Raw genomic sequence first — 22,056 nt, 5'->3', positions numbered from 1 at the left:
CACTCATTCTCCTAATTCCTTCTTAATCCAATCGTATCCTTTTTCTTCCAGCTCAAGGGCGAGCTCCGGACCTGCTGTCTTCACAATACGTCCCTTATAGAGCACATGTACGATATCCGGCTTTATGTAATCCAACAAACGCTGGTAGTGAGTGATGACAATACAACTGGTATCGGGTGTCTTCAATTTGTTTACTCCTTCGGCTACAATACGAAGCGCATCGATATCGAGTCCGGAGTCCGTCTCGTCCAGAATGCTAAGACGGGGTTCGAGCATAGCCATCTGAAAAATCTCGTTACGTTTTTTCTCTCCACCCGAGAAGCCTTCATTTACCGAGCGGTTTGCCAATTTGTTATCCAACTCAACTACTGCACGCTTTTCACGCATCAGCTTCAGGAACTCACTGGCTGTCAGAGCAGGCAAACCTTTGTATTTACGCTGTTCATTGACAGCAGCACGCATAAAGTTAACCATGCTCACACCCGGAATCTCTACCGGATACTGAAAACTAAGGAAGATACCTTCGTGGCTACGGTCTTCAGGACTTAATTCCAAAAGGTTCTTACCGTAGAATGTAATACTCCCTTTCGTCACTTCAAAAGCAGGATTACCTACCAAAACAGAAGAAAGCGTACTCTTACCTGAACCATTGGGTCCCATAATGGCATGTACTTCGCCCGGATTCACCGTCAAGTTGATGCCTTTCAATATCTCTTTGCCGTTAATGCTGGCATGCAGGTCTTTTATCTCTAACATGATCTTATCAATTATTTCATTATCTATTCTTCTCCAAAAATAACTTCGTCCAACAATTGCAGTATGGAGTTGCCGTCTGTCTGCGTAATAGTAAAAGGAAAATTCACTTTCACTCCTACGCTTAATGTCTGCCGCATCCCGCTACTACGCACTATCCCGGTCCCCCGGGAATTAGTCTTCTCTACTTCTCCATTCATTCTTCCGGCAATGCCCATCCGGAAATTATACTCCAGGGTGAAAGCAAGACACGAAAGAAAATATATATCGGCCCCTATCACCGGAGAGATAGTGAATAGCGGTTCTTTTACCTGATATCGGCAATCGTAGTCTTTACGAAATTCCTGCCTTGAAGGATCGTAGTAACTGCCACTGGTTATGCCGTATTGTCGACGTGGAGACAGATTCCATGCTGTGGAGAGTCCCCCGTAAGGCTGAATCACAAAACGTTGTGGCAGGAAATAGTATCGCCCTCCCACTTCCAAATTGCTCAGTGAGGCAGAAATACCGGGATTCAGTTTTATCTCTTCACCTGTATAACCGCCCTTCAAAGAGAAACGGGTATAAGGGATATAATACTCCAGCAATAAAGTATGTATATGGCCTGTAGAAACAGCTTTTCCCGAAAGTGTGTTCTTTGTTACTATCGGCCAGTCTCCTCCCCAAGAGCCACTGATTGCCCATCTTCTCTCCTGATCATCCAGATTCTGTGCAAACGCTATACCTACATAAAGCAGGAATATTAATAACCAACCAATTCGTTTGCACCCCATTATCCTACACTACCTTCAAGAGAGATCGTAAGCAACTTCTGAGCTTCTACAGCAAATTCCATCGGAAGTTTATTAAGTACCTCCTTTGCATAGCCGTTTACAATCAGCCCAATGGCATCTTCAGTGGAAATGCCACGCTGATTACAATAGAATATCTGATCTTCACTAATCTTACTGGTAGTTGCTTCATGTTCAACAACTGCTGTTTCGTTATGGATATCCATGTAGGGGAAAGTATGTGCACCACACTTATCACCCAGCAACAATGAATCACACTGGCTATAATTACGGGCATTATCCGCCTTTTCGGCTACACGAACCAGCCCACGGTAAGAGTTCTCACTTTTTCCGGCAGATATACCTTTACTGACAATCGTACTACGGGTATTCTTACCTAAATGAATCATTTTAGTTCCTGTATCTGCCTGTTGGTAATTGTTTGTCACTGCTACCGAATAAAATTCAGCGGTAGAATTATCACCTGAGAGAATGCAAGAAGGGTATTTCCAGGTAATGGCTGATCCCGTCTCAACCTGAGTCCACGAGAGTTTGCTATCTACTCCTTTACAATTACCACGTTTCGTCACAAAATTGTATACTCCACCTTTACCTTCGGCATCACCCGGATACCAATTCTGAACGGTACTGTATTTTACTTCTGCACGATCGTGTACCACAATCTCGACAATAGCGGCATGTAATTGATTCTCGTCCCGCATTGGTGCGGTACAACCTTCCAGATAGGAAACATAGCTATCGTCATCTGCTACGATTAATGTACGTTCGAACTGCCCGGTATTGGCTGCGTTGATACGGAAGTATGTGGAAAGTTCCATCGGACAACGTACCCCTTTAGGAATATAAACGAAAGAACCGTCTGAAAATACCGCGGAATTTAATGCTGCAAAAAAGTTATCCCGATAACCTACTACAGATCCAAGATACTTCTTCACCAGGTCGGGATGTTCACGCACTGCTTCACTGAACGAGCAAAAGATAATACCTTTCTCCATCAGTGTTTCCTTAAAGGTCGTTTTCACAGATACTGAATCCATCACTGCATCCACAGCCATACCGCTCAGTGCCATTTGCTCTTCCAAAGGAATACCCAGTTTATTGAATGTCTTTATTAGTTCCGGATCAACTTCATCCATACTCTTCGGACCTTCTTTCTTCTTTGTAGGGTCGGCATAATACGAAATGGCCTGATAGTCAATCTCAGGTATACGCAAGTGTGCCCAGGTAGGCATCTCCAGTGTCAGCCAATGACGATAGGCTTTCAGACGGAATTCCAACAACCAGTCCGGCTCGTTCTTTTTAGACGAGATAAGCCGCACTACGTCTTCATTGAGTCCCTTCTCTATGATATCTGTATGTACCTCCGTAGTGAAGCCATATTTGTACTTCTCCTGCGTGAGTTCTTTTACATATTTATTGGGTTCTTCTTGTTGCATCATTTTTATTTGAGTATATATTGTTGTGTAACCTCTTTTGCTGCGGGAAAGAACATTCCCGCAAACCTTTCCATAGGATAATATAACAAGGATTCCTCCTTCTTTGTTTGACTAATCAACTGGCTATCTGTATCTATGAATTGAATGACACAGACAACCAGACTCACCAGTAAAAGATATTTCAAGGCTCCAAGTCCGGCTCCAAGCAAACGATTCAGCCAGCCAAGCGAAACTGCCTCCATCGCCTTTGTCAACACTGAAGCCACTAACGTAAAGATTAATGGTACAGCTATCCAAATAATGACAAATGCTAATATCTGTGCCACAGTCATGGAATCTGTCACTGTAGGACATAGCTTTACAGCCAGTGAAGTATACAAAGCTTTTGCTGCCAGCAACCCCACAATCAATCCAAGTATGGAGGCAAGCTGCCGGATAAAGCCTTTCATAAATCCGATAATAACACCGGCTCCAAGGGCAATCAGTATGATAATATCTATGGTAGTCATTCTATGTAAAACGAAAACGGAGACACGGAGTTGTAATCACTCTGTGCCTCCGTATATTTTCAGTTTCGTGAGAATTATAAAGTTTGCTTCACTTCTACTTCTTCGTAAGTTTCAATCATATCCCCTACCTTCAAATCGTTGTAGTTGACAAGGCTGATACCACATTCAAAGTTTGTACCTACTTCCTTCACATCATCTTTAAAGCGCTTCAAGGCATTAATAGAACCTGAGAAGATTACGATACCATCACGGATCAGACGAGCCTTATCCGAACGTTTCACCTTGCCTTCTTTCACAACGGCACCGGCCACAGTACCCACCTTAGTAATGTGGAATACCTCACGCACTTCGATAGTAGCAGTCACCACCTCTTTCACTTCCGGAGCAAGCATACCTTCCATAGCAGCCTTCACCTCTTCGATAGCAGCGTAAATTACAGAATACAAACGTATATCTACTCCTTCCTGCTCGGCAAACTTGCGCGCTGAAGCTGACGGACGCACCTGGAATCCAATGATAATAGCATCTGAAGCAGCTGCCAATGTCACATCCGATTCTGAAATCTGACCTACAGCCTTGTGGATCACATTAACCTGAATCTGTTCGGTAGACAACTTGATCAACGAATCACTCAATGCTTCGATAGAGCCGTCCACATCACCTTTCACAATTACGTTCAGTTCCTGGAAGTTACCCAAAGCAATACGACGTCCCACTTCATCGAGAGTCAACAGCTTCTGAGTACGCAATCCCTGTTCACGCTGCAATTGTTCACGCTTATTGGCAATTTCACGGGCCTCTTGATCAGTCTCAATCACATGGAATGTATCACCTGCGGCAGGAGCCCCATTTAAACCGAGAATCAATACCGGTTCCGAAGGTCCAGCTTGTGTTACGCGTTGATTACGTTCATTGAACATAGCCTTTACACGGCCATAACTTGTTCCGGCAAGCACAATATCACCTACCTTCAGCGTACCATTGGAAACCAATACAGTAGCAACATATCCACGTCCCTTGTCCAGAGTTGATTCAATAATTGAACCCGTAGCATTGCGGTTCGGATTTGCCTTCAAATCGAGCATTTCTGCCTCCAAAAGGACTTTCTCCATCAGTTCGGGTACTCCAAGACCTTTCTTGGCCGAAATATCCTGCGACTGGTATTTACCCCCCCACTCTTCTACGAGATAATTCATCTGAGCCAGTGTCTCTTTAATTTTCTCCGGATTAGCATGGGGTTTATCAATCTTATTAATAGCAAATACTATAGGAACACCCGCAGCCGCAGCATGATTGATAGCTTCCTTAGTTTGAGGCATTACATCATCATCGGCAGCTACGATAATAATCGCGATATCCGTTACCTTCGCACCACGGGCACGCATTGCAGTAAACGCTTCGTGTCCCGGAGTATCAAGGAATGTAATCTTACGCCCGTCCTCCAATGTAACGTGATATGCACCGATATGCTGTGTGATACCTCCGGCTTCACCCGCAATTACATTTGCCTTACGGATATAGTCAAGCAATGAAGTTTTACCGTGGTCTACGTGACCCATTACTGTAACAATCGGAGCACGGTGTTCCAGATCTTCCGGAGCATCTTCCTCTTCAACAATGGCCTGAGCTACCTCCGCACTGACATATTCGGTCTTAAATCCGAATTCTTCAGCAACAAGATTGATTGTTTCCGCATCCAGACGCTGGTTGATAGAAACCATCATACCTATACTCATACAAGTTCCGATAACCTGATTAACAGATACATTCATCATACTGGCCAATTCATTGGCAGTCACGAATTCTGTCAATTTCAGTACCTTGCTTTCTGCCATCTCCTGATCTTCCAGTTCCTGCATACGGTTCGATACCAAATCACGTTTCTCCTTGCGATATTTGGCTCCTTTGTTCTTACCTTTACTTGTCAGACGAGCCAAAGTTTCTTTTACCTGCTTTGCTACATCTTCTTCGCTCACTTCCTGCTTCACTACAGGCTTCTTAAAGCGATCTTTATTATTGTTGTTACGGTTTCTGTTTTGTCCGCCGCCACCTTGCTGATTTCCTCCACGGTTATTATTGGTACGCTCACTGTTTGGAGTGGGGTGCGCAAAGTTAGAAGCAACGTTGTTCACATCTACTTTTTCTTTATTGTTGTTGATGCGGTTACGTTTCTTCTTACCGTTGGGATCAAGATTTTCTTTACCGGCTACTTTAGCTTGTTTATTATCTTCTTTACGGATTTCCTTGATGATGGCTTCCTTCATCTGTTTCTTCTGATCCTGACGAAGTTTTTCCTTTTCTTCACGCTCTTTCCGTTTTTCTTCTTTCGATTTTTTCTTCGGACGAGTCGACTGATTCAATGCAGCCAGGTCAATCTGTCCGATAACATTAATCTTAGATACAAACTCAGTCGGACGAATCTTAAATACGCCCTCCTCTTCCTTCTCTACTGGAGTAGCCGGTGCTTCTGCTACCGGTTTCTCTTCTTTCTTCTCTGTTTTTTCTGGAGATACCACGACTTTGGGTTCTTCTTTCTTGACTTCCTCAACCACTTTCTTCTCTGTTTCTGCAGGCTTTTCAACCACCACCGGTTTCGGTTCTTCTTTCACCGGTTTCGATTCCGAAGCAACAGGAGCCGTAGCGACTTCTTCTTTTTTCACTTCGTTGACAACAGGCTTAACCTCTTCCGCCACCTTCTTTTCTTCAGTAGCTACTACAGGTTGTGGTTTCGGTTCTTCTTTCACCGGCTCTTTTTCAGTTCTCCGGTTCAGTTTATCTAAATCTATTTTTCCGACAGGTTTAAACTTCGGACGTACATCCTCCGGAATGACCGTCTTAATCACATCATCAGCAACAGTTTTCTCCGGCTCTTTTTTATCATAACCATCGATAGAAACAGATGCCTTGTTGCGATCTTTGTTTTGACGTTCCTGAATGAAACGTTCCGATTCAAGTCTAAGGTTCTTATCTGTGCTGAACTCTTTCACGAGCATTGCATACTGCTCCTCGGTAATTTTCGTATTCGGGTTTGCCTCAACGGTATACCCCTTCTTTTGCAAGAACTCAACTACCGTCGCGATTCCTACATTTAAATCTCTTGTAACTTTGTTTAACCTTATCGTCATACTTTAATTTAAAGAATAATGGAGAAAGAATAATTTGATAATCGTTCAATATGCCAATGTGCCAATTCCTATACGCCCTTTCTGTTTATTGGCATATCGGCACATCATCGCATTGATCTATTATTCATTATCTTCAAACTCCGATTTCAAAATGCGTAATACCTCGTCCACCGTCTCTTCTTCCAGATCCGTTTTTTCAATCAGCATTTCGCGAGGTGCAGTCAATACGGACTTAGCCGTATCAATGCCAATTGCTTTAATAGCATCAATCACCCATCCGTCGATTTCATCTCTGAATTCATCCAGATAAATGTCTTCATCCTGCGCGTTTTCATCCAACTCACGGAACACGTCGATAGTGTACTCAGTCAACATACTGGCCAGTTTGATATTCAAACCGCCTTTACCAATAGCCAACGATACCTCTTCCGGTTTCAGGAATACCTCAGCTTTACGTTCTTCTTCATTCAACCGAATAGAAGAGATTTTGGCCGGGCTTAAAGCACGCTGGATAAACAATGAAATATTTGATGTATAATTAATCACATCAATGTTTTCATTGCGAAGTTCACGTACGATGCCATGAATACGACTTCCCTTTACACCTACACAGGCTCCTACGGGATCAATTCTGTCATCATAAGATTCTACCGCAATCTTAGCACGTTCACCGGGAATACGGGCAATCTTTTTGATGGTAATCAAGCCATCGTTTATTTCAGGTACTTCCATCTCGAACAAGCGCTGCAGGAAAACCGGAGAAGTACGCGAGAGGATAATCTTCGGATTGTTGTTTTTGTTGTCCACGCGTGCCACCACTGCACGGGCAGTTTCTCCTTTACGATAAAAATCGCTTGGTATCTGCTCTGTTTTCGGCAACAATAACTCGTTTCCTTCATCGTCAAGCAGCAACATCTCTTTTTTCCAGATCTGGTATACTTCTGCGTTGATGATAGTACCTACTTTATCAATGTATTTATTATAAATACTGTCCTTTTCAAGCTCAAGAATTTTAGAAGCCAGGGTCTGACGAAGATTCAAAATAGCACGGCGACCGAACTTAGCGAAAATCACTTCATCGGTTACTTCTTCACCCACTTCGTAAGAAGCATCGATTTTTTGTGCTTCAGTCAACGAAATTTGCATATTCGGGTTAGTCAAATCCTCGTCTGCCACTACCTCACGGTTACGCCATATTTCAAAGTCACCCTTATCCGGGTTCACAATTACGTCGTAATTTTCATCAGTGCCAAACATTTTCGCGATCACACTACGGAACGACTCTTCAAGCACGCTTACCATCGTGGTTCTATCAATATTCTTCAGTTCCTTAAATTCCGAAAATGTATCAATCAAGCTGATTGTTTCTTCTTTCTTGGCCATAATTATTTAAAACTAATTAAGTATTTAGTATATTTTATATCATCATAGGTGAAGGTTTCATCCTCTTCTACCAACTGAGGACGTTTGGCTCCTTCGGGTTTTACTTTCTTTTGTACGGTCACAACAAACTTTTCTTCATCGGCATCTTTCAAGACCCCGCTCAGTTTGCGTCCGCCTTTAGTCAGTACTTCCACCTCCAGGCCGATGTGGTTATAGTACTGTTGCAATACTTTAAATGGCTGTCCGATTCCGGCAGAACCTACTTCCAGCTCATAATCTTCCTCTTCACGGTTCAGTTTCGACTCAATGAAGCGACTCAGCTCCACACAGTCTTCAATCCAAACCCCTTCTGCATGGTCAATTTCGACCACAATTTTGTCATCAGGGCTGACGGTCACTTCTACCAGAAAATAGTCTTTTCCCTCCAGCCACTCTTCAACAATCTGACAAACAGTTCTTTTTTCTATCATTGATTAACTATTAAGAACAAAAAAAGGAGCTTAATCGCCCCTCCACCTTTCATCCGTTTCGGGTGCAAAGATATAAATAATCTGTTCGACTACAAAATATTAGAGAAAAAAAAGAAATGATAAGAAAAAAACAGGAACTATCTACATTTCAATCGACCATAGAAAATATAATTGTTATCGTTTTCTTTAATACTCCCAAGCAGTTCGGTCAGCTTTCTTCGATCCGAATCCGAGATAATCTCACCTGAAGACAAACGCTCCTCAACCATTTGCTTCAATCGTGCAGGTTCAACATTCCAAACATAATATCCGTCATGAGATGAAAAGAACCAGTCAGCAGGAATGCCACCTAAGAAATCATTGTATATTTCAACAAAAGCGCCTCGTAAAGTATGTTTATCAACCATATAATATTCCGGAGGAGTGGTAGTTGACGAATGTGGACTTAGCCTTACAGGATATGATATTTCTCCCCAGAAGTGATTCGGCAACTCTCCGAAGCTGTGTGGGGTCAACTCATGTCCTCCATAATCAAGCGTAAAACGTGGAACGAGCCTAAACTCGTGGTTATTATAGTGATATAATGAATCGTTACGATATTGCCCTCCAAACCAGAAACCGATGTCCATCACCGTCCCATTATTCAGAGATTTGATTTCATTTCCATAATCATTCACGGCCAAATACCCTGCCGGAAGTTCTTTTATAATCTTGCCATCCAAACTTTGCGTCCAAATCATAGGCGAATGCCTATCACCTACAAAGTCACGATTAAAAGAAAGAGCACAAACATGCACTCGTCCTCGTTCCGTTTCTACATGAAATATCCCTTTAGGTGACCAATGCGCCAATCGAATCGGTTGAAGTATATTTCCCTGTAAATCGAATACCAAGATATGGTCGGCCTGCCAACATAACACATAAAGCCGGTTATTCTCCTCATCCATCTGTGCATCGTAAACTAAGCCATATTCACCCGCACCTTGACCAAAGGAACCGATATCCCTCAAATAGGTCCCGCTTTTAGTAAAAAGTTTGAAAGGGACATGCCCCATTTTATATACTAAAATATACTGTTTGCCAATAATTGTTTTGGAAGGAGAGACCAATGCAGCATCCCGATTATCAAGTATGACCATTTCCAGTTCCTCGACAAAATGACTAAGAGGTACAGTAACCGTATCCTTCAACATAGACAAGTGGCAGACCCAAACGCTATCAGAACCTGCCATTTCAACCGTAGCCACTTGCTTATGCCCCCAAACATCATTTATCTCCCCGGAAGCTAATGGCGAACAAGCCATTAACTTCCCAAGAAGACAAATAATCAATATCTTGCGGAACAGCTTCATCATTTATTGAAGTTCATAATTTGTAATACAGGGTTACCTTCTTCAGGTATAGAGTCCATTATTGCCCGGAAACGAGGGTCAAACTGCTCTTTTTCAGCTTGCATCGACTCTCCTTTCATAGTAGAAGGCCAATAATAACCAATGCCGATACCTGGAGTATTTGTTGTACGGGTTCTCTGTACATTGCAGACATCTTTTAAAACAGCCCATCCGGTTTCATTTTTCAAAGTATACATTTTCTGCTCCTTCTTATCGAAATAATAATAGTTCATTGGCATATCCGGAGTCAACCATTTCGTACCGAGCGTAGTATACAAAGTATAGTCTTTAGCATCGATCGCCGGATGTAGCTTAACGAACTCTGCATTTTCAAATTTATATTCTGTCACTTCATCAATAACCTGTTTTACTTCATATGTTTCAGCATCAATAAAATACACGCCTTTCAATGATAAATCTGAAAATAAAATCCCACCATAAGCAGGCTTCAATGGTTCATAGCCAATACGCCCCTCGCTATCCCACACAAAATTATCTATCGTAATAGGACACACATGCAACTTTTTGCCATCTTTTTTAGAAAGGATGCAAACTGCCTCTCCGTTATTACGCTTTGTAAAAGGACAATATACCAATACAGCCTTATCATTCAAGTTAGCAAACTTCCAAGAGCAACCGGGTGTCGGGAAGCTTCGTTTAAATTTCCCATTCAAATCATAAACTATAAACTTTTTAGCGCGGTCCAACACTATAATTTCTTTGTTAGGACTGTCCACATAGAAAGAGTTCAGAGATGCCCATTCCTGAGGGCCGCCTCCTTTATGACGCATTTGCAATAATGGATTTCCCTGACGGTCAAAAATAAATATAGCCTGCTGCTCTTCATCCTGAATATAAATCCGGTCTTCAGTGACCTGTATACAAGGATTTGTCGGTAACCTACCCAACAATGAATTTTCATTGTCTTTTAATGCCACATAATCACTAACTGCCAGATCGGACAGTTTCAACTCTTTTACCGGATACTCTTTTAATCCATCGTAAACAAAAGGAGTATTTGCCACCTCTACCTGTTTTCCGGAATTAGACGAACATGCTACTAAAACAAGTAGCCCTGCCGACATAATGAAATAGTTCAGTCGATTCAACATATCATGTACATTTTTAAAGTTTTGATATTGCAAAATTAACCATCGGGCACAGGAAAAACAAAAAGGGATATAGACAAAGCACTTCAAAAATGGATATGCTATCATACTACATATCAAGATATTACATAAACCACCTCTTAAAATAGCATGGACAAACAAGTTTCCGAGAACTAAAAACCACGCAAAAAGTCATCTAAAGAGTCCGAATCCTCTGCTCCAAGCTTCTCTCGCTTGATGCGAAATTTCTTTTTACTAACCGAGGTACGACTAATACAATAAATATCGGAAAGGTCCTTTATACTGACATTGATCTTCACCAGACAACAGAAATAAATATCTTTTAAGGTCAACAAAGGAAAGCGTGCAAGCAACCGTTGTGAAAACCCATCATAAGCATTATCCACCGTCTGACGAATTTCCTCCCACTCTCTTTCCGACAAAGCTATGCGATGTTCACCACTCTCCTGCTCTTCTTCATTGAGGGAGGGTATTTTACGCAAAACATCGACCTTACGGAACAAAGACTCTCGCAAAACCGCCTCTTTTTCTCTCAAAGCACTTAACTCTTCAGTTTGTTTCAGTATTTGGTTCTCTTGCTCCAACTTGGCTTTCTCTTCAAGAAGCAGACGCTCTTTTTCACGCTTTATCTTATTTTGCCGGTAGAAAATAAACAAAGCAATCAGTATAATCAGACAAAGGCTCAAAGTTAACATAGCAATTTCCCGATTCTGTTTGGCAATCTTCAATTGGTTTAACTCGTTTTTCAACCTCTCTTCCTGATATAGAGCTTCACTGTTATCACTCTGCACATGGCCTATCTCCACCCGGAAAAGCGCATCTGCCTTCTGCGTAGAATAGAACACTTGCTTCTCATTTCCTTCCATAAGTTCCAGTTCTGCAAGTTTCCTCCAAGCTTCGATAGCAATATGCGGATGAATGGAATGGGCTGCCATACTAAAATAACGACGGGCAGAATCATATTGATGGGTGGAATAATATACGTCCCCGCGTGCCAATATATAATAAGGACGTCCGTAATGTTCCACTTGGATACGAGCGGAATCCAGCCAAGATAAAGCTCCCTGATAATTATTCTCTGTCAGGCAACTGTCAGCCCGTTTCTGACAATACCACTCCCATTGACGAAGCCTCATAAATGCCGTATCCACCGGTATAGAAAACACTGCTTCTTCCGCTAATGGCACTTTCCCGCAAGAAACTAATGACACAAGCAGAAGAAAACAGTTACTCAGAAGAATCGTCAAACGCCGCATCCGATTCTCCATATTACTTTCGTGCTGCTTTTATCTTCTTCACACGTGCACAAGTACGATGTCCATAAATGATAATCACTACGAAACAGATAAAAGGAAGTATAAAAGACAAGTTTACAGCAGGCATACCCAACAATGTATGTTGGTCAATAATACAAGCCTGTAATGGTGGCAAGATAGAACCTCCCAGAATTGCCATAATCAAACCGGCAGCCCCAAACTTGGCATCATCACCCAAACCACGAAGAGCAATACCATAAATCGTGGGAAACATTAGTGACATACAAGCCGAAACAGCTACTAAACAATACAATCCCCATATGTTTTGCAAAAAAATCACACCTAACGTAAAAGCACCACCCGCAATCGCAAGAATCTTGAGAAGCATCCCCGGATTCAGGTAGCGAAGAATAAATGTACACACGAAACGGCTTATGCAAAAAATAATCATAGCAATTATATTATATTCCTGAGAAAGCACTTCAGCAGCCTTCTCCTCCATTCCCTGCGACATAAACAAGCGTGTTCCATATTGGATAACAAAAGTCCAACACATAATCTGTGCACCCACATAAAAGAATTGCGCTATGACTCCTTCTCTATAATGATGAACTTTAAAAATACGCTTTAGCGTTGGTATAAAATCAATATTATGATTCTTATCACCATTCTTAGGCATTTTAACGGCACGTATCAGAAAAAGCATGGCAAGAATCACTAATCCTATAATCAGGTAAGGGGCAATCAACACGGACAAATCCGACTCTTTCAATACCTCAAACTCAGACGGAGACAATTGGCTGCGTTCTACCGTATCCATGGGATTCAGACGCGCCTGAATGAAATTCATGGCTACATACATACCCAATAATGATCCCATTGGATTAAACGACTGCGCCAGATTCAATCGTCGCGTCGCTGTCTCTTCTGTACCCATCGATAATATATAAGGGTTAGCACTTGTTTCCAGAAACGAGAGTCCACACGTCAAAATAAAATAAGCGAGCAGGAAAGGGTAATAATCGCCTGTCATCTTTGCCGGGAAAAACAGCAAGGCACCCAAAGCATATAGCCCCAGTCCCAGCAGGATACCGGCTTTATAAGAGTATTTACGAATAAACATTGCAGCAGGGAAGGCCATTGCAAAATAGCCTCCGTAAAAAGCGACCTGTACCAATGCCCCGTCGGTGACACTCATACGAAATATTTTCGAGAAGGCCTTTACCATTGGATTGGTAATATCATTAGCGAACCCCCATAAGGCAAAACAAGAAGTCACTAAAATAAATGGCAGGATATAACTAACTCCATCTTTATGAAGAATGGAACGGTTGGTGTTTTTCATGGGTTGTCGGGTTATTCAGGATAATATACCTGAGGTTTTACACTGTTTATGATAATTTCTTTTAGCTCTTCCCAAGTATCTATTTCACCTTGAGCTTTCGCTTGTACTAAGATATTGCCGATAGCAGTCGCTTCCACCGGACCTGCATATACCGGAATGCCTAAAGCATTTGCAGTAAGTTGGTTTAGCAAACGATTCTGGCAGCCTCCTCCGATAATATGGAGCTGTTTAACCGGTACCGGCAGACAGCGATTCATCTGTTCAACTCCTAATTTATAACGGTGTGCCAATGATTCAATGACACAACGAACAAACTCTCCTTGAGAAACCGGCACTCTCAAATGATGCTTATGACAATACTCAGCAATCGACTCTTCCATACAGTCCGGATTGCAAAAAGAGGAATCATCTACATCGATTACCGAACGGATATCTGATAACGTTGCTTCGGCTATCACACGATCATAACTGGTTTCTTCGCCCCGTTCTTTCCACTCAGCCATCAAACGTTGTAAAATCCAAAGCCCGGTTATATTCTGCAAGAAGCGTATCTTGCCTTGTATGCCACCCTCATTCGTGAATCCTCCCAAACGTGCTTCCTCCGTCAAAATCGGTTGGTCAATCTCTGTTCCGAGCAAGGACCAGGTTCCCGAACTAAGATAAGCCCGATCCGGTTCATTGGAAGGAACAGCAAATACAGCACTGGCTGTGTCATGTGAACCGACAGCAACGACATCAATACAGCCTAAACCGGTTTCATCCGCAATTTCTTGTTTCAGTTTACCGCAAATAGTCCCAGGAAGCACAATGTCACCAAAAAGATGTCGGGGTAATCCTAATTCACTAATCAAGTTATCCGACCAGTTGCGCTGACAAGCATCAAGTAACTCAGAAGTAGAAGCAATACAATATTCATTATTCGCTGTTCCTGTAAGGAAATAGCTGAACAAATCAGGCATAAATAATAGTTTATCAGCTACCCGGAGTTGTACATCGTTGTTCTGCTTCATACTATATAGTTGAAACAGAGTATTGATAGGCATCACTTGGATACCTGTTTCTGCATAATGGGCAGCTTGATCAATCTGCTTAAACACCCGCTCAGGCATACCATTAGTACGAGAATCACGGTAACAAACCGGATTCCCCAACAGATTACCATCTTTGTCAATCAGCCCAAAATCGACTCCCCAAGTATCTATAGCGATACTTTTCACCAGATAGCCTTTTCGGGCAGCGACACGAAGTCCGTTTTTCATTTCTTCGAAGAGAGAAAGAAAATCCCAATAGACATGGTTTCCGAGTCTAATTTGCCGATTACCAAAACGATATACCTCTTCCAGTTTTAGCTTACCTTCAGTGAGGGTACCGGCCATAATACGGCCGCTACCTCCACCAAAGTCAGCTGCTAAGTAAGTACTCATAAGCTGGTCGTCATTATTTCTATTTTGTTTTCTTTCCTAACACATATATTTCCAGATCATCAATCTCTTCCGGAGTCAGGACCGAATAATCTCCTCCGGATTGAACGATAATCCGGCAAGCCATTTCAAAGAAAGTGGCCCGTTCGTACACCTGATCAAAATCTTTACCACACACCACCTGTCCATGATTGGTCAGCAATACAGAGTTATGCTCTTTCATCGCTTCCACAACAGCTTCAGCCAGTTCAGGCGAACCCGGACGATAGTAAGGAATGATAGGAATCTCTTTACCGACATGGCAAGGTACCTCAGCAGTTACATTGAAATTTGACGGTTTGTTTCTCATACAGGAAACAGCTGTAGCATATTCCGATTGAAAATGCAGAACTACATTTACATCCGGACGTTCACGAAGGATTCCCAAATGAAAAGTACTTTCCATAGAAGGTTTTACTCCATTCTGGGGTATACCCGTAGAAATATTGCAAACAGATACTTTTTCTTTCTGCAGGTTCGGTACCCAAGAACCCGTTCCGGAAACAAGTGCTTCTTCACCGATTCTCCATGAAAGGTTACCGCTGCTGCACAACATTAATTTAGCATCGCCATAGCGATGTGCCTGAGCAAGATACTGCTCGATATGTTCATTAGTTATCATAATGCTTTCTTATATAAATCAAGAATAATTTCTTTTGTTACTTCCCGTGGATTACCCGGCGTACAGACATCAGCAAACGCAGCTGTAGCAAGACGATCAAGATCCTTTTCCTGAATGCCCAAATCGGACAAGTGTTGTGGAATATTGACCTTCAAAGATAATGCTTTTACAGCATCTACGGCTGCTTTAGCTGCCTCTTCTTTAGCCATACCTGCAGAATACACGTTCATAGCCTTAGCTATCTCTACATATTTGTCAAGAGCAGCCGGAGCATTGAACTCCATAACAATAGGTAATAACAACGCATTGGCTACGCCATGAGGAATATCAAAAATAGCCCCCAACGGATGTGCCATACCATGAACGACTCCTAAACCGACATTCGAAAAAGCCATACCGGCAATATACTGGGCTACTGCCATACCATTACGTGCCTCCGCATTTGACGGTTCTTCAACGGCAGTCACCAGATAACGGTTGATCATTTCAATAGCTTTAATTTCGAACATATCGCTCATCTCCCATGCACCTTTGGTTATCAACCCTTCAATAGCGTGTGTCAGTGCATCAAGTCCCGTAGCTGCAGTCAGGCTTTTAGGAAGTGTATACATCAGCTCGGCATCTACTATCGCTATAGCCGGAATATCATTCGGATCCACACAAACCATCTTTTTTTGGTTCTGTTCGTCTGTAATCACATAGTTGATAGTTACTTCTGCTGCCGTTCCGGCAGTAGTAGGCAATGCAATAATAGGTACGGATTTCTTCTTGGTATCCGCCACGCCTTCCAATGAAACGACATCACTGAATTCCGGATTATTAGTAATAATCCCAATTGCCTTTGCCGTATCCATAGAAGAGCCACCGCCAATCGCCAGGATAAAGTCCGCACCGGATGCCGCAAATGCTTCCACACCGGCTTTTACATTCGATACTGTAGGATTCGGCTTAATTTCACTGAATATCACATAAGGAATCTTAGCAGCATCCAGCACCTTAAGCACTTTGTCCGCCACTCCGAATTTTATCAAATCTTTATCGGTTGCGACAAATGCTTTGTGTAGTCCCAAACGTGAGATTTCCTTAGGGAGCACTTCACGTGCTCCCGGACCGAAGTAAGAAACTTCGTTTAATATAAATCGATTGATCATATTGCGTTCTTCTAAAGGTTACTTATAAATAGGACCATAAGTAGTACAAGCTCTGTAGTCGGCTCCCTCTTTATCCATACCGAAGGCATTCCAGGCCGCCGGACGGAAAATCTGATCATCCTCCACATTGTGCATGCAAACCGGAATACGAAGCATGGAAGCCAGTGTAATCACATCCTGACCAATATGCCCGTAACTGATTGCACCATGGTTAGCTCCCCAGTTATTCATCACGGAGTATACATCTTTAAAGGCAGGTTTATCACATAAACGAGGAACAAACCAAGTAGTAGGCCATGTACGGTCCGTACGTTCATCAAGTAATTTATGAATTTCCGGATCAATCTCTACTGTCCAGCCTTCGGCTATCTGCAGCACTGGTCCAAGACCTTTAATCAGGTTCAGTCGCATCATAGTTACGGGCATACCTCCTTTCGAAAGGAAATTAGAAGAGAAACCTCCTCCACGGAAATAATCACGATTGGCGGGATACCAAGTAGTAGCTTCCAGACATTTCTCAACTTCTCCTTCCGTAACCTCCCAACAAGGTTTCATGGTAGGTTCTCCATTGACATCCGTTTGCTGCCCTGTTCCGTCAAGGGTTGTTGCTCCCGAATTAATCAAATGAATAATACCATTAGCAGCCATACCTGTCAGTTCCTTACCCGTAACACGTTTCACAGCCTCCGGACTCCAATAAGTACGTACATCCGAGAAAATCTGTGCACGATTCGTCAACAGATGACCGAACAGCATAGCTACACCATTACAAGCATCATTCTCAGTGGCCACTACATATGCTTCACGAATACCATTCCAGTCGAATGAAGTATTGAGCAATGCTTCCGAGAAATCACCATTCGGATAGAAATCCGTCCATTGACGCTGTCCTTGGAAACCCGCTGCAATGGCATTGTGTCCTAAAGCCTCTTCCTTAAATCCAAGTTCTTTTAGCTTCGGATTACCCTGCATCAAATCGCGCATGATGATAGTCATCTTGACAATGAACTCCCAGTCTTCATCTTTCTGTGCACGTGTCTTTGTCTTTTCAGGCACATTGAAATCATGCCCTTCATTCTTTTTGCAATATTTCTCAGTCCAAGCCATCGCTTTGGCATATTCTTCCTTATCATAAATGCCTTCGGCCATGCGGCGAATTATCTCTGTCAAATCGACCGACTCATTACGCATACCCAAATATTCCTGGAAGAAGTCCGGATTTACAATAGAACCGGCAATACCCATAGAAACACTACCCATAGAAAGGTAAGACTTCCCACGCATCGTAGCTACAGCCTGGGCAGCACGGGCAAAACGCAGAATTTTTTCTGCCACATCCGCAGGAATAGAGTTATCATTCAAGTCTTGTACATCGCGACCGTAAATACCAAATGCAGGCAATCCCTTCTGTGCATGCCCTGCCAGCACAGCAGCCAGATACACCGCTCCCGGACGCTCCGTCCCATTGAATCCCCAAACAGCTTTCGGATAATATGGATTCATATCCATTGTCTCAGCCCCATAACACCAGCATGAGGTGACAGTAATAGTAGCTCCTACCCCTTCACGTTCAAACTTTTCTGCACAAGCAGCACTTTCGGCAACACGTCCGATAGTTCCATCTGCAATCACACACTCCACAGGAGTTCCATCGCCATTTCTGAGATTAGAAGTAATCAACTCGGCAACAGCTTTTGCCAGATTCATTGTTTTTTCTTCAAGGCTTTCGCGAACACCACCCTGGCGTCCATCGATGGTGGGACGAATCCCGATTTTCGGATACTTTTTCATACTATATTATTAAATTCATTAGACAATTCTTCCATGCTGACCTGTGCTGACACACAATTCTGAAAAACTCTTTTATAAAGAAGCTCTCAGCCTGACTTCCGTAGGCAGGTAATCTTGTATGGCTTTTCCCTGCAGAACAAATTCGGCAGCCTTATCACCCATTTTCTCCCAATCTACACTTAATGCAGTTATTCCCTGATCTATCACTTCATAAGCAGGTGTGTCATTATACCCTATTAAGCCAAAATCAACTCCACATTGTAAACCCTCAATACGACTTTTCTTAATAATACTCACCACGTCTATTTGACGAATCGCTATATATACTTCTCCTTTGCGAACCTGAAGTCCTTCAATATCACTCACTACCTCACAACCAAGATGTTGATCGGCACAGAATTTCTCAAAAAAGTCACGGCTACTCCGGGGATGCATGCTATCATTCACTAACACGAAAACGAGTTTTTGATATTTCTTCAATCGATCTGCCAGTTGAAGTAGCGCATTATAGAATCCTTGATCAAAGTCCTGACAAACATAAGAGAACTCCTCTTTCTCAAATTTACCGAAATCAAGAAGAAGAAGTTTGGATGGATTTATCTTATAAAGATTAGGAGACAGCTTTTCGTTATCGAAGTTCATCACAATATATTTATTGTATCGTCCCAACGATTCACGAATGATGGTATTGAACAAACGTTCATTGTACTGATGAAACAATAGGTCGACTTTATAACGGATAGACAAACGCTTTACAAAACTATTATAAAGTGCATATTTAAAAGGTGAATATTCATCAAGTAGAAGAAGTACATTTTTCAATCTTCCAACCACATAATACCCTTTCCCGGGAGTAGAATCGATAATTCCTCTCTCTTTTAAATCAAGAAAAGCTTTAAATACAGTATCTCGGGAAACCTCATACGCATGGCTAAGTTGATTGATCGATGGCAGTGAATCTCCCGATTTATATACTCCCATCGAGATATCAAAGCTAATCTTGTCAGCCAATTGCTTTACTTTGGTCGTTTGTTGTCCAAAAGTTATTTTCATACGTATCAATAAAGGTTTTTAATTATAGATAGCTATGCTGAACTATCACGATACAAAGAAAGATAATTTATTCTGCTCGAACAATGTAAACTGATATGTTATACAACACAAAAGCATTAGAATTCAGAGATCTCATTATTTTTTTGTAACTTTTATACTTACACAAAAACAAATGAGATACAAAAAGATTTGCTATCTTTACCCCGAATATTAAAGAATATAGTATTATGGCACATCGTCTTAACACTAACAAGCAATTTATGGTAGGAAACGGCATTTTAGCATTTGCCGTCATATTTGTCGTAGTCATCTTTGTATATATGAGTCTGAGATTGCAACGGAAAAAAGAAGCTGTCCGTCACTTTAGTGAAACGTACTCCATTCAGCTGACAAAAGGCTTCGTGGGTGATTCGATCTCACTGTTTGTCAATGACAGCTTGATCATGAATAAACAGATTAAAGAAGAGCCTACTGCTATCGAAGTCGGACGCTTCGCAGAGCAAAGTGCACTGATGATTGTAAATAATCAGACTGAAACAGTAGCCGCATTTGATCTGAGTGAAAAAGGTGGTACTTACCGTTTTGAAAAGGATATTGACGGTATCAAACAGCTACCACAAAAATAGAAAGACGTTTTTTTCCTGACCGCATAGGGTATAAAAGACTGTAAAGGGAGATATCAAAAGACACTACAGAATTATTCCGATTCGCACAGATGAAAAAGCCCAAAACCGATTATCAATGCCGGCAATCAATCTGTAACAATCAGTGTAATCTTTGGTGGAAAGGATTCTTACAACATCTGTTTTGTGATTGCAATGTCAAATCTCAGTCTTATATTTTTTCAACTCTTCGCGCAGCTCTAAAGCTTTCCCATCGGTAAGCCCATTTAGCAAGTCCCAAAAGCGATCTCCATGATTCATCTCACAAGTATGGCAAAGTTCGTGCAAAAGAACATAATCTATCAAATGCTTTGGCAATAATACAAGAAAATAAGAGAGATTTATCTTTTTGTGAGAAGAGCAGCTTCCCCATCGTCCACGACTTGAATTTATCTGAACACTTTTGTAAGGCAACCCATACCGCTCCGAAAGCATATACAACCGGGGAGGCAAGATAATCTTTGCATTCCGTCGCAAAGCTTCTTCAATCACTTTTCGAAGCCAGTCCTGTAAATTAGAATCTGTAAAATCGGCCGTCGGGGGACAAATAATCCGCATTTCTCCCAATTCGGAATGAGCCAAGAATTTCTCCCTCTTACCACTAACCAATGATAACTTGAAGTATTCTGTCTCGATCCGATAGTTCAGGTCAATCAGAGGACGTATCAACTTCTGCCTGGAATCCAACAATCTGGAACGTAATTTCTCTATCGCCTCCTTTACCTCCTTCATCGTAACTCCCGGAGGTATACTAACATAGATCGCATCAGCTTTTGTACGAAAAACGAGTCTCTTGGCACGCACATTATCACGTACGATCAGACGTCCTAACTCCTTATCTTCAATAATCTTATCCAATGTTGTTCTTAATTATAAATACAAATAAACGGATTATTTTGCAGAAAAAAGAAAGATAGATGCAACTTTTCCTACTCAACCTACGTCTAAACTAATAGAAACCTCTAAAAACGAAATAAAATGAAAACAATCTTTAAAATGTTGTCAACATTACTGTTAACAGCAGGGTTATTGAGCAGTTGCGTATATATGGGTGAAGGTATTCAACCCAGTAAGAAACTCATCACGAGAGATTATAAAGTGAAGGAGTTCAACAAAATTGACGCGGGGACCGTAGGTGACATCTATTACACACAATCCGCAGATGGAAAAACAGACGTACAAATCTATGGGCCGGATAACATTGTGGCGTTAATACAGGTAGCTGTAAAAGATAGTACCTTATTGTTAAGCATCGATAAATCGAAAAAGGTACGCAACTTCAAAAAGATGAAGATAACAATTACATCTCCAACTTTAAACAGTATTTCCTTCAAAGGAGTAGGTGATGTACATATTGATAACGGTTTGACTACCGACAACCTCTATGTGGAAAGCAAAGGAGTAGGTGATATAAAAATTAAATCACTAATCTGCAGTAGCTTAAATGTGCAATCAATGGGTGTAGGAAATGTAAAACTTGAAGGAACAGTTCAGGCAGCTACTCTTCACTCTAAAGGGGTAGGCAATATAGAAGCCGGAAACCTGCAGGCCAATATAGTAGAAGCCAGTTCACAGGGTGTAGGAGATATTACCTGCAACGCAGTAGAATCTATCAATGCAGCTGTACGAGGAGTGGGAAGCATTAAGTATAAAGGTAATCCTACCATAAAATCACTCAATAAAAAAGGAGTGGGAACTATTAAGAATATCTGATACAATAATCACAAG

The 22,056-nt window shown here is 41.9% G+C and carries 19 protein-coding genes; 2 read left to right on the top strand and 17 right to left on the bottom strand.

Features of this window, described 5'->3' with window-relative positions; genetic code table 11:
* Window positions 1-3: 3 nt before the first annotated feature.
* From sufC to QK890_RS15005, 16 genes are all read right to left on the bottom strand, one after another.
* Window positions 4-756, bottom strand: coding sequence for a Fe-S cluster assembly ATPase SufC (gene sufC / locus QK890_RS15080; protein ID WP_005779335.1), 753 nt, complete (start codon window positions 754-756; stop codon window positions 4-6).
* A gap of 23 nt (window positions 757-779) precedes the next feature.
* Window positions 780-1,526, bottom strand: coding sequence for a hypothetical protein (locus QK890_RS15075; RefSeq protein ID WP_005812177.1), 747 nt, complete (start codon window positions 1,524-1,526; stop codon window positions 780-782).
* The gene (gene sufB, locus QK890_RS15070; protein ID WP_005779339.1) at window positions 1,526-2,980 is read right to left on the bottom strand and encodes a Fe-S cluster assembly protein SufB; all 1,455 of its coding nucleotides are present in this window, start codon (window positions 2,978-2,980) and stop codon (window positions 1,526-1,528) included. The genes QK890_RS15075 and sufB overlap by 1 nt, the downstream gene beginning before the upstream one ends.
* A 5-nt stretch (window positions 2,981-2,985) precedes the next feature.
* Window positions 2,986-3,489: a CvpA family protein gene (locus QK890_RS15065; protein ID WP_005812179.1), complete on the bottom strand. Its 504-nt coding sequence runs from the start codon at window positions 3,487-3,489 to the stop codon at window positions 2,986-2,988.
* 74 nt (window positions 3,490-3,563) lie between these two features.
* A complete protein-coding gene (gene infB, locus QK890_RS15060) occupies window positions 3,564-6,614 on the bottom strand; it encodes a translation initiation factor IF-2 (protein WP_005779343.1) in 3,051 nt (1,016 codons plus the stop codon).
* Between the two features lie 120 nt (window positions 6,615-6,734).
* Window positions 6,735-7,997, bottom strand: coding sequence for a transcription termination factor NusA (gene nusA, locus QK890_RS15055; protein WP_005812181.1), 1,263 nt, complete (start codon window positions 7,995-7,997; stop codon window positions 6,735-6,737).
* A gap of 2 nt (window positions 7,998-7,999) precedes the next feature.
* Window positions 8,000-8,467, bottom strand: a complete 468-nt coding sequence (rimP, locus tag QK890_RS15050; RefSeq protein WP_005779347.1) for a ribosome assembly cofactor RimP — start codon at window positions 8,465-8,467, stop codon at window positions 8,000-8,002.
* A gap of 137 nt (window positions 8,468-8,604) precedes the next feature.
* A complete protein-coding gene (locus QK890_RS15045) occupies window positions 8,605-9,819 on the bottom strand; it encodes a 6-bladed beta-propeller (RefSeq protein WP_032531119.1) in 1,215 nt (404 codons plus the stop codon).
* The gene (locus QK890_RS15040; protein WP_005812186.1) at window positions 9,819-10,970 is read right to left on the bottom strand and encodes a 6-bladed beta-propeller; all 1,152 of its coding nucleotides are present in this window, start codon (window positions 10,968-10,970) and stop codon (window positions 9,819-9,821) included. Before QK890_RS15040 ends, QK890_RS15045 begins: the two co-directional genes overlap by 1 nt.
* 170 nt (window positions 10,971-11,140) lie before the next feature.
* Complete coding sequence (locus QK890_RS15035; protein WP_229080799.1) at window positions 11,141-12,256, bottom strand: hypothetical protein; 1,116 nt, start codon at window positions 12,254-12,256, stop codon at window positions 11,141-11,143.
* A gap of 1 nt (window position 12,257) precedes the next feature.
* Window positions 12,258-13,589, bottom strand: coding sequence for an L-fucose:H+ symporter permease (fucP, locus tag QK890_RS15030; protein ID WP_005812191.1), 1,332 nt, complete (start codon window positions 13,587-13,589; stop codon window positions 12,258-12,260).
* A gap of 11 nt (window positions 13,590-13,600) precedes the next feature.
* The gene (locus QK890_RS15025) at window positions 13,601-15,013 is read right to left on the bottom strand and encodes a rhamnulokinase family protein (RefSeq protein WP_032540412.1); all 1,413 of its coding nucleotides are present in this window, start codon (window positions 15,011-15,013) and stop codon (window positions 13,601-13,603) included.
* 19 nt (window positions 15,014-15,032) lie between these two features.
* Window positions 15,033-15,671 (bottom strand): class II aldolase/adducin family protein, encoded by a 639-nt coding sequence (locus QK890_RS15020; protein WP_005812195.1) that lies wholly within the window; start codon window positions 15,669-15,671, stop codon window positions 15,033-15,035.
* Window positions 15,668-16,822 (bottom strand): lactaldehyde reductase, encoded by a 1,155-nt coding sequence (fucO, locus tag QK890_RS15015; protein ID WP_032540414.1) that lies wholly within the window; start codon window positions 16,820-16,822, stop codon window positions 15,668-15,670. Before fucO ends, QK890_RS15020 begins: the two co-directional genes overlap by 4 nt.
* Window positions 16,823-16,840: 18 nt before the next feature.
* Window positions 16,841-18,613: an L-fucose isomerase gene (gene fucI / locus QK890_RS15010; protein WP_005822718.1), complete on the bottom strand. Its 1,773-nt coding sequence runs from the start codon at window positions 18,611-18,613 to the stop codon at window positions 16,841-16,843.
* Window positions 18,614-18,685: 72 nt separating this feature from the next.
* Window positions 18,686-19,666 carry a GntR family transcriptional regulator gene (locus QK890_RS15005; protein ID WP_022011220.1) on the bottom strand — a complete coding sequence of 327 codons (981 nt, stop codon included), beginning with the start codon at window positions 19,664-19,666 and terminating at the stop codon, window positions 18,686-18,688.
* A gap of 227 nt (window positions 19,667-19,893) precedes the next feature.
* Here QK890_RS15005 and QK890_RS15000 point away from each other — a divergent pair, with 227 nt between their 5' ends.
* The gene (locus QK890_RS15000) at window positions 19,894-20,292 is read left to right on the top strand and encodes a hypothetical protein (protein ID WP_122142622.1); all 399 of its coding nucleotides are present in this window, start codon (window positions 19,894-19,896) and stop codon (window positions 20,290-20,292) included.
* A 195-nt stretch (window positions 20,293-20,487) separates the two neighbouring features.
* On the opposite strand, the gene QK890_RS14995 is transcribed toward QK890_RS15000, so the two are convergent.
* Window positions 20,488-21,186, bottom strand: coding sequence for a SprT family zinc-dependent metalloprotease (locus QK890_RS14995; RefSeq protein WP_005812209.1), 699 nt, complete (start codon window positions 21,184-21,186; stop codon window positions 20,488-20,490).
* 120 nt (window positions 21,187-21,306) lie between these two features.
* Here QK890_RS14995 and QK890_RS14990 point away from each other — a divergent pair, with 120 nt between their 5' ends.
* Window positions 21,307-22,041, top strand: a complete 735-nt coding sequence (locus QK890_RS14990; protein WP_005812213.1) for a head GIN domain-containing protein — start codon at window positions 21,307-21,309, stop codon at window positions 22,039-22,041.
* The last annotated feature ends 15 nt before the right edge of the window (window positions 22,042-22,056 follow it).

The organism is Bacteroides sp. NGMCC 1.200775 (assembly GCF_040798045.1).
Taxonomy (GTDB): domain Bacteria; phylum Bacteroidota; class Bacteroidia; order Bacteroidales; family Bacteroidaceae; genus Bacteroides; species Bacteroides hominis.
Note: the sequence above shows the minus strand (reverse complement) of the source record. Positions and strands in the feature narration are given on the sequence as shown.

Coding starts and splice junctions, on each gene's coding strand:
- sufC (WP_005779335.1), bottom strand. CDS start 756: ATGTTAGAGATAAAAGACCTGCATGCCAGCATTAACGGCAAAGAGATA.
- QK890_RS15075 (WP_005812177.1), bottom strand. CDS start 1,526: ATGGGGTGCAAACGAATTGGTTGGTTATTAATATTCCTGCTTTATGTA.
- sufB (WP_005779339.1), bottom strand. CDS start 2,980: ATGCAACAAGAAGAACCCAATAAATATGTAAAAGAACTCACGCAGGAG.
- QK890_RS15065 (WP_005812179.1), bottom strand. CDS start 3,489: ATGACTACCATAGATATTATCATACTGATTGCCCTTGGAGCCGGTGTT.
- infB (WP_005779343.1), bottom strand. CDS start 6,614: ATGACGATAAGGTTAAACAAAGTTACAAGAGATTTAAATGTAGGAATC.
- nusA (WP_005812181.1), bottom strand. CDS start 7,997: ATGGCCAAGAAAGAAGAAACAATCAGCTTGATTGATACATTTTCGGAA.
- rimP (WP_005779347.1), bottom strand. CDS start 8,467: ATGATAGAAAAAAGAACTGTTTGTCAGATTGTTGAAGAGTGGCTGGAG.
- QK890_RS15045 (WP_032531119.1), bottom strand. CDS start 9,819: ATGAAGCTGTTCCGCAAGATATTGATTATTTGTCTTCTTGGGAAGTTA.
- QK890_RS15040 (WP_005812186.1), bottom strand. CDS start 10,970: ATGTTGAATCGACTGAACTATTTCATTATGTCGGCAGGGCTACTTGTT.
- QK890_RS15035 (WP_229080799.1), bottom strand. CDS start 12,256: ATGGAGAATCGGATGCGGCGTTTGACGATTCTTCTGAGTAACTGTTTT.
- fucP (WP_005812191.1), bottom strand. CDS start 13,589: ATGAAAAACACCAACCGTTCCATTCTTCATAAAGATGGAGTTAGTTAT.
- QK890_RS15025 (WP_032540412.1), bottom strand. CDS start 15,013: ATGAGTACTTACTTAGCAGCTGACTTTGGTGGAGGTAGCGGCCGTATT.
- QK890_RS15020 (WP_005812195.1), bottom strand. CDS start 15,671: ATGATAACTAATGAACATATCGAGCAGTATCTTGCTCAGGCACATCGC.
- fucO (WP_032540414.1), bottom strand. CDS start 16,822: ATGATCAATCGATTTATATTAAACGAAGTTTCTTACTTCGGTCCGGGA.
- fucI (WP_005822718.1), bottom strand. CDS start 18,613: ATGAAAAAGTATCCGAAAATCGGGATTCGTCCCACCATCGATGGACGC.
- QK890_RS15005 (WP_022011220.1), bottom strand. CDS start 19,666: ATGAAAATAACTTTTGGACAACAAACGACCAAAGTAAAGCAATTGGCT.
- QK890_RS15000 (WP_122142622.1), top strand. CDS start 19,894: ATGGCACATCGTCTTAACACTAACAAGCAATTTATGGTAGGAAACGGC.
- QK890_RS14990 (WP_005812213.1), top strand. CDS start 21,307: ATGAAAACAATCTTTAAAATGTTGTCAACATTACTGTTAACAGCAGGG.